General features: G+C 45.0%; 10 protein-coding genes. 4 read left to right on the plus strand and 6 right to left on the minus strand.

The features are described 5' to 3' along the window. The first annotated feature begins 9 nt into the window (after positions 1 to 9). The 4 genes from AAC033_RS07175 to AAC033_RS07190 all read left to right on the plus strand — a co-directional run bounded on the left by AAC033_RS07175 (position 10) and on the right by AAC033_RS07190 (position 5,677). On the plus strand, positions 10 to 1,233 hold the full coding sequence (locus AAC033_RS07175; RefSeq protein WP_339736668.1) for a hypothetical protein: 1,224 nt from the start codon (positions 10 to 12) through the stop codon (positions 1,231 to 1,233). 7 nt (positions 1,234 to 1,240) lie between these two features. Next, the gene (locus AAC033_RS07180) at positions 1,241 to 2,953 is read left to right on the plus strand and encodes a sugar phosphorylase (RefSeq protein ID WP_339736669.1); all 1,713 of its coding nucleotides are present in this window, start codon (positions 1,241 to 1,243) and stop codon (positions 2,951 to 2,953) included. A gap of 7 nt (positions 2,954 to 2,960) precedes the next feature. Continuing rightward, on the plus strand, positions 2,961 to 4,100 hold the full coding sequence (locus AAC033_RS07185; protein ID WP_339736670.1) for a glycerate kinase: 1,140 nt from the start codon (positions 2,961 to 2,963) through the stop codon (positions 4,098 to 4,100). A 134-nt stretch (positions 4,101 to 4,234) separates the two neighbouring features. Continuing rightward, complete coding sequence (locus AAC033_RS07190; protein ID WP_339736671.1) at positions 4,235 to 5,677, plus strand: SDR family oxidoreductase; 1,443 nt, start codon at positions 4,235 to 4,237, stop codon at positions 5,675 to 5,677. Between the two features lie 222 nt (positions 5,678 to 5,899). Here the strand turns inward: AAC033_RS07190 and ccsA are convergent, their stop codons facing one another. The 6 genes from ccsA to AAC033_RS07220 form a co-directional block, all read right to left on the minus strand. After that, positions 5,900 to 9,025 (minus strand): cytochrome c biogenesis protein CcsA, encoded by a 3,126-nt coding sequence (gene ccsA / locus AAC033_RS07195; protein WP_339736672.1) that lies wholly within the window; start codon positions 9,023 to 9,025, stop codon positions 5,900 to 5,902. A gap of 152 nt (positions 9,026 to 9,177) precedes the next feature. Then, positions 9,178 to 10,680 carry a NapC/NirT family cytochrome c gene (locus AAC033_RS07200; RefSeq protein WP_339736673.1) on the minus strand — a complete coding sequence of 501 codons (1,503 nt, stop codon included), beginning with the start codon at positions 10,678 to 10,680 and terminating at the stop codon, positions 9,178 to 9,180. 120 nt (positions 10,681 to 10,800) lie between these two features. Further along, positions 10,801 to 11,457, minus strand: a complete 657-nt coding sequence (locus AAC033_RS07205) for a cytochrome b/b6 domain-containing protein (RefSeq protein WP_339736674.1) — start codon at positions 11,455 to 11,457, stop codon at positions 10,801 to 10,803. A 2-nt stretch (positions 11,458 to 11,459) separates the two neighbouring features. Beyond that, positions 11,460 to 12,404 carry a cytochrome c3 family protein gene (locus AAC033_RS07210; RefSeq protein WP_339736675.1) on the minus strand — a complete coding sequence of 315 codons (945 nt, stop codon included), beginning with the start codon at positions 12,402 to 12,404 and terminating at the stop codon, positions 11,460 to 11,462. 52 nt (positions 12,405 to 12,456) lie between these two features. Continuing rightward, on the minus strand, positions 12,457 to 12,876 hold the full coding sequence (locus AAC033_RS07215) for a cytochrome c (RefSeq protein ID WP_339736676.1): 420 nt from the start codon (positions 12,874 to 12,876) through the stop codon (positions 12,457 to 12,459). Positions 12,877 to 12,898: 22 nt separating this feature from the next. Further along, a partial coding sequence (locus AAC033_RS07220; protein ID WP_339736677.1) for a DUF5777 family beta-barrel protein occupies positions 12,899 to 13,135 on the minus strand: 237 nt, incomplete at its 5' end.

Below are 13,135 nucleotides of genomic sequence, written 5' to 3' on the forward strand. Positions count from 1 at the left end.
GATCACACGATGGGAGATTTTCATCAGAACGGTAACATAACCACGCTTCATAACCTGGACTATTCGACCTTGGAATACCTGGAAAAAAAGCTTATGAATTTTTCGCACAGCAGAAAGATGGGCTTAATAATTCCGGCTCTGTATTCCGAACTGGAAAAGCCAGCTTTGCAAAATATTGTCAACATCCTGAAAGATGTCCCTTATATCACCGAAATCACCATTGGGCTTGACAAAGCGGATGACCGACAATACGAACACGCGAAGCAGTATTTCTCGGTTCTAAATACGCCCAAAAGGCGATGCCGGATCATATGGAACGACGGGCCGCGAATGCGTAAAATCCAAAAGCTATTTGAAAAGGAAAAAATCTACACAGGCGACCCCGGGAAAGGCCGCAATGTTTGGTTTTGCTTTGGTTACATGATCGCTTCGGGACGTTCAGAGGCCATCGCTCTGCACGATGCCGACATCATTACCTACACCCGGGAAATGCTGGCGCGTCTGCTTTATCCGGTAGCCGACCCCACCTTTAACTACAAATTCTGCAAAGGCTACTATTTCCGTTCCGACGGAACCAAGCTCAACGGGCGCGTCACCCGACTCATGGTTACTCCACTAATCCGCTCGCTCAAAAAAATATTTCCGGCCAACGATTACCTCGATTTTCTGGATCATTTCAGGTATATTTTGGCTGGTGAGTTTTCTATGCGGGCCGACATCATGAAAACCGTCCGGATTCCTTCGGATTGGGGTCTCGAAGTAGGAATCTTATCCGAAGTCCAGCGGAACAACGCCATCAACCGGATTTGCCAGGTTGAAATTGCCGATGGCTACGACCACAAACACCAACCCGAGTCGTATGACGACCCCAATGCCGGCCTCTCGAAAATGAGTTTCGACATTGCCCGGAGCATTTACGCCAAGTTGGCCACCCAAGGTTCCGTTTTCAGTAAGGGCATCTTCCGCACCGTTCGCGCCACCTACCTTCGGATGGCTCTCGACATGGTTGAGCAGTACGCTGCCGATGCGGCCATCAACGGCTTGACCATGGATCGCCATAAAGAAGAACAAACCGTTGATGTGTTTGCAGGCAACATCTACCGGGCCGGCATTGAGTACCTCGACAATCCCAACCTCATCCCCTTCATTCCCTCCTGGAAAAGGGTAATGGATGCCATCCCTGAGATTTTAGACCAATTTAATGAAGCTGTGGAAGAAGATAATAAAAGATAGTGTACCGATGGATATCAGACTGAAAACGAAACTCTTTAATCGTCTTAACCGAATCTATCAAAAGAAGTTAACGGAGAAATGGCTGGATGATTTTATCGCTTTTGTTGAAGCGCATAAAAACCAACATCCCAAACGGCAGGAAATCTGGAACGAGCGTAAAGTGATCTTGATTACCTATGGCGACGTATTGAAAACCGAAGGTGAATCGCCACTGGAAACCCTGCGCCACTTTTGCAACAACTATTTACGAGGCTGCATTTCGACCATCCATATTTTACCATTCTTCCCCTACAGCAGCGACGACGGTTTTTCGGTCATGGATTTCTACCAGGTGAACCCCGACCTGGGAGACTGGAAAGACATTGAAGCACTGGAGAAAGACTTTGTTTTGATGGCTGACCTGGTGGCCAATCATGCCAGTAGCCAGGGGGTTTGGTTCAAACAGTTTCTTAGCAACGAAGCGCCGGGAAAAGATTATTTCTTTTGTCCGCCTGCCGACTTCGATTCGTCTCAGGTCATCCGCCCCCGCAGCAGCCCTTTGCTAACGCCATTCGAAACCGCTGACGGCCCTAAAAAAGTATGGACCACGTTCAGTGCCGACCAGGTTGATCTAAATTATGCCAACCCCGAAGTTTTGAAGGAAATGCTCCAAGTCTTTCTTTTTTACCTGTCGAAAGGAATCCGCGTCATTCGGCTCGATGCCATCGCTTTTCTGTGGAAAACTTCGGGAACAGCCTGTATTCACGAACCCGAGACTCACGAAGTGGTATCGCTCTTCCGCGAAATCATGGACTATTGCTATCCGGGCGCATTGCTGCTAACCGAAACCAATGTACCACACAAAGAGAACATCACCTACTTTGGTTTGGGAGATGAAGCCCACCTGATCTACCAGTTTGCCCTCCCGCCTCTGCTTTTGCACGCCCTGCATTGGGGAAACGGTGACCACCTGACCCAATGGGCCAAAGAGTTGGGCGGTACTCAGGAAGGCATGACTTATTTAAACTTCACTTCTTCGCACGATGGTATTGGAGTCCGTCCGCTCGAAGGCATTATTCCTGAGGCTGAAATCTCGGCAATGATTGAAAAACTAAAAGCGCTTGGAGCACGAGTCACCACGCGGAAATTAGGTAGACGGGAAGTGCCGTATGAAATCAATGTAACCTATTTCGATGCGCTGAAAGGCACTAAAGATGGCCTGGACGAATTTCAAGTGGCCCGATTTCTGCAATCACAAACCATTATGCTTTCTTTGCAGGGCGTTCCCGCCTTTTACTTCCTAAACCTATTTGGTATCGAGAATGACGAGAAGGGCGTTGAAGCAACAGGAATTAACCGATCTATCAACCGGCGCAAGTTCAAGCTGGAAGAATTAACAAGCTTGTGGAAAGAGCGTCCGGTACACCAGACTATTCTAAAGGAATTATCTTTCCGGACGGGAATCAGACGAAACATGGCTGCATTTTCGCCCGACACACAGCAGCTTGTATTGAAACTGGGCAGCTCCTTTTTTGGTATCTTGCGAAAAACAAATCGGATGGAGAATTCGGTGGTCTGTATTTACAACCTGACCAATCGAAAACAGAAACTGGCTTTGCCTCCGGGGCTCATGGAGTTCAGCCGCGACCTGCTAACCCGAACGCTCCTCGACACCGAAAAAATTGAACTGAAACCATACCAGAGCTTGTGGCTCATTACACGCTTTTTATTACCTAAATGAAATTGAAATGAACATACTTTTGGCTCCTGATTCATTTAAAGATTGTCTGTCAGCTACGGAGGTTTGCCGCTACCTGGACCACGGGATCAGAAGGATTTACCCGCATGCCGAGATTAAAAGCATCCCGGTCGCAGATGGTGGAGAGGGCTTTGTTTCCGCCATGCTTACGGCATTGGGTGGAACGGAAATCACCTGCCCGGTGCGCGATCCTTTAGGCCGGAAGATCCATGCTTCATACGGAATTCTAGGGGACAAACAAACAGCAGTGATTGAAATGGCCGCGGCCTCAGGAATTGAACTCTTAAAGCCGGATGAACGAAACCCACTTGTTACCTCCACCTTTGGTACGGGGCTGCTCATGCGCGATGCTATAGAACGTGGATGTCGGAAACTAATCATCGGCATTGGCGGCAGCGCCACCAACGACGGGGGTACCGGCATGGCCAAAGCGCTGGGCTATCGTTTTCTGGATCACAACGGTGAGGAGATTGATTCGGGAGGTGGCAATTTAAATCAGCTTGCCCACATTGATCATTCATCGGTTTTTCCCCTACTGAAGGAAACCGAAATTCGAACTGCCTGCGATGTAACTAATCCGCTAACCGGAAAGCATGGTGCAGCGGCTGTTTATGGGCCGCAAAAAGGTGCCCCCCCTGAAATGGTTGCTATACTGGACCAAAATCTGGAGCATTTAGCACAGATCATCCAACGTGACTTGCAGGTTGATGTATTGAAACTTGTCGGCGGTGGTGCTGCCGGCGGCTTGGGCGCCGGGCTGGTTGCTTTTTCCGACGCCAGGTTACAAGCCGGATTTGACATTGTAAAAGAACAAACCGGTCTGGAAAAAGCGGTTCAACAAGCGGACATCATCCTTACCGGCGAAGGGAAAATGGATCATCAAACCAAAGAGGGAAAAACGCCTTGGGGTGTTGCTCAGCTTGCTTTAAAACACAGCAAACCCTGCATCGGAGTCGCCGGCTCTCTGGGCGAGGGATACGACGAGCTTTACGAGGAAGGGTTTACGGCACTGTTTGCCTTGCCCAACGGACCGCTGAGTTTACACGAAAGCCTTGCTCAGGCCCCGCAACTGTTGGCCGACACCGTGGAGCAAATCTTTCGAATTATCCGGATGACCCAGCGGGGATAAAACAGGGACCTTCCCGCATACATTTTATACAACACACGATGCACGAATTTTCGGAATGAAAAGATTCGTAATTTAAGCCCATTAGCCTTCAGCATCTTTTTATGCTGTTGATTGTTAAAACCTAAAAATAACGCATGAAGATTCTGCTGACAGGCATTACCGGATACGTAGGCAAGCGCATTTTGCCACTTTTGTTGGAACAAGGACATCAAGTGATCTGCTGTGTTCGTAACCTTGACAGAGTAGAAGAAAATTGGCTCAATCACCCGCAGATTCAATTCGTTGAGATTGACTTTCTCAAAACCGACAGTCGCCAGGATTTTCCCAAAGCCATTGATGTAGCATACTACCTCATTCATTCCATGGCTTCAACATCCGGTGATTTTGAAGAACTGGAGCTGCAGGCTGCACGAAACTTCCGGAATTTGGTGAGCCAGTCAACAGCCAAACAGGTGATCTATCTCGGAGGAATTTCGAATGACAAATACCTCTCCAAGCACCTGAGGTCGCGGCTCAATGTGGAAAAAGAGTTGCAAAAAGGCGATTACGCCTTAACCTCCTTACATGCCGGAATCATCATTGGGTCCGGCAGCGCGTCGTTTGAGATTATCCGTGATATGGTTGAAAAATTGCCGGTGATGATCACGCCCAGGTGGGTGCTCACCTTATCACACCCCATCAGCATTCGCGATGTTTTGAAGTTTTTGATTGGTGTGATGAACAACGAGGCCTGTTTCAACAAAACCTTTGATATTGGCGGGAAAGACGTCCTTACCTATGCCGACATGCTGCTGCAATATGCCGAAATCAGAAAGCTCAAACGACGCATCATCACCTTGCCTATCATGACTCCCCGACTGTCGTCGTATTGGTTGTTTTTCATCACATCCACTTCATACAAACTGGCCATTAATCTGGTGAATAGTCTGAAAGTAGAAGTGATTGCTAAAGATAATTCTCTGGCCGAACTGCTTAACATTGAGCCCATGACCTACCGCGAAGCTGTGGAAGCCGCATTCACCAAAATCAGGCAAAACCAGGTTTACTCCAGTTGGAAAGACGCATTAAGTTCTACCGAATTTGACCCAAACTATGCCGACCAGATTGATGTGCCCCAATATGGCTGTTACTGGAACAAACAGTCGGTTGTGTTCACTGCCGATCCGGAGAAAGTATTAAGCACCATTTGGTCAATTGGCGGTGATAACGGGTGGTATTACGGCACTTGGCTATGGCAAATAAGAGGCTATATGGATAAGCTCTCCGGGGGAATTGGCTTGCGACGGGGTCGAACCAATCCCGATGAAATAATGAATGGCGATGCTCTGGATTTTTGGCGCGTTTTGCTGGCCGACAAACATAAAAAACGCCTGCTGCTTTATGCCGAAATGAAACTTCCGGGTGAAGCCTGGCTTGAATTCAAAATCGTTGAAACCAACAACGAAAAGAGGCTGATTCAAACGGCTACCTACCGCCCCAAAGGCGTTTGGGGACGATTTTACTGGGGCCTTTCCTGGCCATTTCATTTGTTTATTTTCCGCGGAATGGCCCGAAATATTGTCAAAAAGAGCCAATAGCAGGTCAGCTAACGGCTTTCAGTCCTTTTCTCGACCAATCTGAATTCTGACTACTTCAAATTTTAGTGGGATAACAAGCTGATTCCGGAAACGATTCCATATCGAGATGTGTTTTTAATGCTCAACCAAGGTTAGAGCGTCACCAATCAAGGTTAGAATGTCGACAACTACTAACGACCTGTAATCATCTCAAGAATTTGTAACCACAATCGAGTTGTCCGCTTACTTTTCTTCCTGTGCTTCCAGTTTAACCACTTTTTCGGCATCGCCGTGTTTACTTTCGGACCGTGCTGCCAAAATAATGGCAACAACGACCACAGCAATGGTGACAAATACAAAATTTGGTACTTCCGGTGAATCACCCGACGCGTAGGAATGCATGCCAGACAGGTAGTAGTTCACCCCGAAAAAGGTCATCATCACCGAGCTGAACCCAACCAGGGCCATGGTACTCAACGAAAAATGGGTGTACATTCCCGGAACTTTGCGCAGATGAATAATAAACGAGTATACCAAAATCGTTACCAGTGCCCAAGTTTCCTTTGGGTCCCACCCCCAGTAGCGCCCCCACGATTCGTTGGCCCAAACACCGCCAATAAAGCAGCCGATGGTCATTAAGACCAAGCCAACAATTAATGCCAATTCAATAATCAGTGCCAGTTCAACAATGGTAAACGAGGCTTTTTTCAAGTTTTTTGGCGTGCGTAACATCATAATGATCAGATTCAGGAATCCAAGCAGTGCTGCCACCCCGAAGAAACCGTAGCTAGCTGTAATAATGGCCACATGAACAATCAACCAATAGGATTTCAGCACAGGCACCAGGTTGGTAATTTCGGGGTTCATCCAACTCATGCCGGCCACCATCAGAATTAAGGAAGCCAAAATGGTAGTCACGGCCAGTGTGATATGTGACTTTTTAAGAAATACAAAGCCCGAAAGCAAAGTGGCCCAGCCAATATATAGCATGGTTTCGTAACCATTGCTCCAGGGTGCATGTCCCGAAACATACCAACGAATAGCCAAGCCTGCGGAGTAGGCTAAGAACACCAACGCGACCAAGGCAGTACCAACGGTCAAGTATTTTCTTAATTTCAAATTGTTGCTGAAGATCCCTAAAAAATGGACGATCAACAGGAAGAAACCGACGACTCCGCAAATCTTTGATAACAAACCAAAAATGTTCCAATTATTGTAGCGAATTTCCCAATTAATTTTCGATTGACTGGGCATAATATCGCTACCGTGAGTCCGCTGGAAGTCTTTTAAGACGTTCAATTTCTGATTGGCTAACCGATAGTCGTTTTGGCTAATGGCAACGTTGACTGCCTGAAAATAGTCAGTTAGCAAATGAACGCTGTCGGTTCGATGTGATGGTTTGGCGTAAAATTCCTTTTCGCTGACCCATTTATTGTTCTCATCATTTAAAACCGGAAATACTTTTAGAAAATCGCCCTGAAAAATTTGATAAACGATATTCATCCGTTCATCTAAACTGAGTACTTCCTTGTCATACTTATTTCGTTGGGTGGGTTGCTTCTTGTTTGTTTCTTCAACCAATTTCTGCAGCTTGTACACGCCAGTCTGCGGATCGAGTATTTGATTGAACGACACCGTTTTTTCTCTTAGCCCAAGTTGCTTTTGCAGTTCACTGTTCGAAATTCGTATAATGGGCACATTTCCCCAGGCCGCCGGACGAACACTCATGCCAAGAAATACTTCCGAAGCCGACATGCCTTCAAACTCACTCTTCTTATTAATTTTACGCAACACCTTGTCGGCCAAAGTATTGACAGGCTCAACACGTCCTTTTGGATCCTGCACTAACAAAGTCTCGAACTCGGATACATGACTTTTATCGATGGTAAACGGCTGGCTGTTTTGAGCATTAAGCGCTGCTGGCAAAATTAGCAAGAATCCTAAAACGAAACTGGTAAATGCTTTCTTTTTCAAATCTTTCAGTCGGTTTCCTGAACGCAGCAAAGCTTGAAAACGGCTCTTCTTATTGAAAAACATGAAAATCATTCCCAGGGTCATCAAAAAATAGCCTATATATGTGACCACCGTTCCCAGATAATCGTAGCTCACAGAAAGTACTGTCCCCTTTTCATCGGTATCATAAGAGGATTGAAAAAAGCGAAAGCCTTCGTAATCTAAAATATTATTCATAAAGATCCGGTATGGCATTTCCACCTCGCTGCGCTCATCAATCAAGGTCACTTCACTGGCATACGACGACGGACTCATACTCCCGGGGTAGCGCTCCAACTGAAAATCATTCAGATGAATTCTGAATGGAAGTTCAATCATTTTCGGACCAAAACTAACATTGATGGCTACGTTTCCAATGCTGGCACGCGACGGTCGGGGCTGCTCTCCCGAATTTTTATAAACGACCACCTGCTTTTGCTTGCCATCCAATTCCAACCCAAGCATGATGGCGTCACTGGCCTGCGAAGCGGCGTTTCCTGTAGCTGTTGACAATACTCTGCGCGCATGGGGAATGTAAGATTTCAGGACAAAAATATAATTGCCTAGCTGGTACATCCCACGGCTGTTTAAGGCAATTTCTTCGCCCGGAGCTACCTGCTGTTCGGTTGTTCCGCTCATCGAAACCACCCGGACGCTATCCCTTGCGGTCATGATCAAACCATCGGTTGAACGACGAAGATATAAGGCTGCGTTTTGATCTTCTCCCTCAAAACTGATTCGAAACGAACCGAATGCCATCTCTTCATTCAAAGCAATCACCCGGTCGTCGCGCGAAGCATTACGATTGACTAAAATAAATGAAAGCAGTGGATCTCCACCTTCGTCGGCCACAATGCTTTCAACAGCCGACGGCACGTAATCCAGCATGTCAATCTCCAGTTCCTTGCCGCCAAACTCCAGTTCGTTACTGAAAGCATTGCGGGTGTATGGCGAAAACATCACTTTCCACTGATTATGCACAACTTGGCTTTCGTCTCGAGCTTCAACTTTGATGTACGTATCGGTTGAAATTAGTTGATTTGAGGCCTGTCCCTCGCGGATATGCATCATGCCTTCGTAACTGTTAAAGCGAGTGATTCCGGCACCGATCAGGATAATAATAAATGCCAAATGGAACAAGACCATACTCCACCGCTTCAATTGGAATGACTTATAATACAGCAAACTACCCACGAGGTTGATGGCGGTAACCCCCAACAGAATATTAAACCACCATGCATTGTACACCAAAATTTTGGCTGTTTGCGTACCGTAGTCGTTTTCGATAAAGGTTGCATAGGCAATGGCTACTGCGAAAATCACCACCAGACAAGAGCTGGTTAACATGGAAAATAAAGCCGATTTAATTTTTTTCATTCTCTCCGCGCTTAAATAATAAATCTCTCATACATCAATTCCTTCACAAAAAATTACTCCAGCCTAAAATCGAAGGCTGAAGTACTTTATTTTCTTTTTCAGACTAATTTATGACACGATCAATCCGTTGTCAAAATAACTAAATAATACAGTTAATACAAACTAAAATGGCACTCAGAGCAGAATGTTGTCCGCCATTGTTCGTTTATATCTACCGGATGTTTAAATTCCAACGGATTTTCTGTCGTTCCATAGGCTAATTGTCCGGCGGTTCCCTGAGCCAAAATATCGTGGCACAGGTTGCAGTCGCGCGAAATGATTTCACCTGTTGCTGTTTCGTGCTTGTCGTTGTGGCACCGGTAACAACCATCCGTTTCCAAATGTCCCAGATGATTGGGGTAAACAGTCCAGTTAACTTTCATCTCGGGAAAAGTGTTCTTTTTGTACCCGGTTTTTATGGCTTCCATTGCCTGGTCATAAAGCTCCTTCTTTTCGGTTAAAACTTCCGGATACATAATTTCATAATATTCGCGGGCATAGGCTTCAATCCCATTCATTGCACTGTCCACTGTAGTATAATCAGTACTCAGGGCATCCATCGCCACCACTTTAATATCAGGCAACTTGTGCGATATCGCACCTGAAGTAATGTAGTCATCAACAAAATTAGCCGGTGATTGATAGTTATGGGAAGGTCGGTTATGGCAATCCATGCAATCCATTATGCGCATTTCAATTGTCTCCAAGTCCACGCCTTCGGTGTCAATTGACCGGTCTTCATAAATCTTTACTTCCCCGGTTTTCAAATTGGTGTATCGCACCCACGGAATAGAGTGTCTCCCTTCGTCGGCAGCGCGGTATTCAATTTTGATGTCCGGATTGATGTGCCAGTGAATCCCCTCCTGTAGTCCCTGTGCACTATAGGTAGCACTCGTTTTCATCATTAGGTGGATATCCCACTCTGAGGTGCTTTCATCAGCCAGATAGGATCTTTTCGTATTGATTTTGCGGGCGTAGAATTTTTCTGTCCAGTGACATTCCTCGCATGTTTCGCGTGCCGGTCGTAAACTATGAATTGGCGTAGGGATTGGTTTAGGATATTTGTTAAACATCACCGAGTAAACCTGGTACAAACCTGAAAGCTTGCTTTTGACATACCACCCTGCTCCAGACCCCACATGGCATTCAACGCAACCAACCCGTTCGTGAGCTGATTGCTGGTAAGCCGTATATTCCGGCTCCATAACCTGGTGGCAAAGCTTCCCACAAAACTCATCCGACTCGGTTAAATGAAAAGCCTCATAGCTCCCGATAGCGGATAGAATCAGGAAACAAATTGTACCGGCAACAAAAATAATCGTGGCATTGCGTACCGCCGGTTGGTTAAAGTCTATTACGGGCCAATCCTTGGCCCCAGCCTCTTCGGGATGTTTCTTCAACCGTTTCTTTTCCTTCAAAACTCCTACTGGGATCAGAATTAGTCCAACTACCAAAACCATTGGCAAGGCAATGTAAATGAATATTCCCAAATAAGAACTTCCAATGTCGAAAATAGCTGAGACGACAAACAGGAACAAGATAATCAGTAAACTGATCAGGGCGATGGAGGCACCGATAACCGAAGTTAAATTTCTGACGGATTGAGGTAGTTTCATAAGGATAGCTTTTAGAATAAATGTTATTTCATTTGCAGATATATCCTCGTTCATTCAAGCCTAAATTCAACCTGAACTACTGTTGCACCAAACCAAAAACTGTCCTTAACGCAATATCAACTACTTCGTTGTTCCCTTATCTTTTTCAGATGGGTGAACATCATGATAGCCATTGATGATGCTCCGGAAATTATCCAGTGGATTTTTACCTATTGAAGCCACATAAATATGGATCAACAGGAAGATCGAAATAAGAAATCCAACAGATCCGTGCAAAACTGCCGTTAAAAAAATACCACTAACGGAGTATACCTTTTCAATAATCAATTCGGGAAACAAAAGGGCGATACCCGTAGCAATTGCAACAGGAACAAACACGTACATCACAAAAATATAAGCATACTTCTGCAAGGGGTTGAATTTTCGTTTCTCAGAAATTGGAAAGGGACTTTCCTCTCCTTTAAACAAACCAGAGATATAATAATCTACCTGCTTGGTGATGCGTTTTACCAAACCTTTAGGTTTGATCTTATAGTATTTCTTATTGGGTGTAATCAGGTTCCCGATAAAGAAGACAAAATAATTGACCGTTACAATTATGCCAAAGATATTATGAAGTTGTACCGCAAGTTTAAAATCCATCGGCATCAAGCTCAATTCAGAATATTGAAGTCGAATACCGGTTAAAATCAATAAAATAATTCCGATGGCATTGATCCCATGCCAAATACGGAGCCAAATCGGATAGAGGTATATTTTGTTGTTCTCAGCAGTCATAATTACTTACTTTTTTTAACGATTCGGAAAATCCAGTGGATGGCGATCCCGATCACAGCCAGGCCAAAAATAATAAAGCTAAACAGTTTCAGCAACGGATTTTGGTTTGCACCAATAATATATGCTTCGTTGGTAATTAAAGCTCCGATTGTCCCATCTTCCGAACGAGCCTGTAAATTTTCATACTTGTATAACGATGCTTTCAACATCGAATTTGATGAGTGACAGTCGTTACAATCTCTTAAAGCCTCTTCTTTAGGCAAAATATTGTGCGAAACCATAAAAGAATCCACCACAACGGTATGACATTCAATACAGCGAACCTTATCGAAGTGTAGCTCCTGGTTTGGTAACCAATCGTGTACCTGGCTGAGCTTTGGACTTTCTTCGGAAGACACAGTCTCAAATCTCAATGCATTGTCATGACAAGACAAACACATCTTATTATTGTAAGAAACAATTTCGGAAACGGTATTGCTTGTTCGCGCCGTTGCCCGGTAGTAGTGTTGGTCATGGCACTTTGAGCATGTAAAACTTTCACCGCTTTTCTGAAAGTGAATGCTCTTTTGAAACTCTTCTTCAATTTTGTCGAACTGGTAATCGGCATAAGTGTCGTCGCCCCCATGACAATCAATGCAAGTTGCCAATGGCTCCAGTTTCAATTCGGCGTTGTGTGGGTAAGTTTCGTAATCAGGCGAATGACAATCGGTACAGCTAAAACCTCCGTGAACGCCGGCCACATAATTTACCGAATCTAACACATAGAAAGGATTCATCATCCGTTTGGTTTCCACTTCCAGCCATTCATTAAAAAACGAATACGTATGATTGGCATGACAATTTAAACAATGACTATTTTCGGCGGGCATTTCTTTATCCTGCCCATTGGATAAATTCCCTACTGAAAGAAATGCAATGAGTAAAAAACTCCTGAGAAAAGTTGACATTTGTTTGTGGAGATTAAAAGCCGGAAGCCTCAGCTTCCGGCTTATCAAGTTCTTACTTCAGTGTTTTGATATAATTAACTAGCGCCCAGCGATCTTCTTCGTCTGGAATTTTGCTTTCGTAGTTTGGCATTTCGTCACGACCAATGACTGTTTGGTAGTAGATTACACCGTCCGCTTGTTTTTTAAATTCTTCGGAAGTAAATGAATGAATTTTTGTTTTCATGCTGGCGGCCTTTGGTCCGTCACCTTCACCGTTGTTTCCGTGGCAAGAACGACAATGCTTGATATAGAGAATCTTTCCTACCCGATCCAGCGATTCATCACCGGCATAGGGATTTTCCATTTTCACATACTTCTCTGGCACATCCCATGGGGCTGGATCTTTTTGATCTTGTACCGTTATAAACGACAGCAATAAACTGCCTAAAAATACGACGACTGACAAAGTCAATAAATTTCTGTACTTTTTCATTTCCTTCATTTTTTATTTATTATTAGAAACTCCACAAACGGGTAATTGTAAACCCTATCGCAAAGTTATCAAAATCGATGCCAGTATTATTATTAATCATCATGTCCTGCAACAACATAGCTGGCGAGCTACCCATGTAAATCTGAAAGGCGTGGGTACTGGTAGACACTTCGTAACCAAAAGAAAGGTTTGGCTCCGGATGATATGGTCCTGCCCATCCAGGATTATCTGTTGAATTCCAGGCTGGATTTTGTTCCGA

This window comes from uncultured Sunxiuqinia sp., assembly GCF_963974515.1.
GTDB lineage: Bacteria > Bacteroidota > Bacteroidia > Bacteroidales > Prolixibacteraceae > Sunxiuqinia.

Excerpts from the sequence above, each read along its gene's own strand:
- AAC033_RS07175 (WP_339736668.1), top strand. The coding sequence starts at position 10 with ATGGGAGATTTTCATCAGAACGGTAACATAACCACGCTTCATAACCTG.
- AAC033_RS07180 (WP_339736669.1), top strand. The coding sequence starts at position 1,241 with ATGGATATCAGACTGAAAACGAAACTCTTTAATCGTCTTAACCGAATC.
- AAC033_RS07185 (WP_339736670.1), top strand. The coding sequence starts at position 2,961 with ATGAACATACTTTTGGCTCCTGATTCATTTAAAGATTGTCTGTCAGCT.
- AAC033_RS07190 (WP_339736671.1), top strand. The coding sequence starts at position 4,235 with ATGAAGATTCTGCTGACAGGCATTACCGGATACGTAGGCAAGCGCATT.
- ccsA (WP_339736672.1), bottom strand. The coding sequence starts at position 9,025 with ATGAAAAAAATTAAATCGGCTTTATTTTCCATGTTAACCAGCTCTTGT.
- AAC033_RS07200 (WP_339736673.1), bottom strand. The coding sequence starts at position 10,680 with ATGAAACTACCTCAATCCGTCAGAAATTTAACTTCGGTTATCGGTGCC.
- AAC033_RS07205 (WP_339736674.1), bottom strand. The coding sequence starts at position 11,457 with ATGACTGCTGAGAACAACAAAATATACCTCTATCCGATTTGGCTCCGT.
- AAC033_RS07210 (WP_339736675.1), bottom strand. The coding sequence starts at position 12,404 with ATGTCAACTTTTCTCAGGAGTTTTTTACTCATTGCATTTCTTTCAGTA.
- AAC033_RS07215 (WP_339736676.1), bottom strand. The coding sequence starts at position 12,876 with ATGAAAAAGTACAGAAATTTATTGACTTTGTCAGTCGTCGTATTTTTA.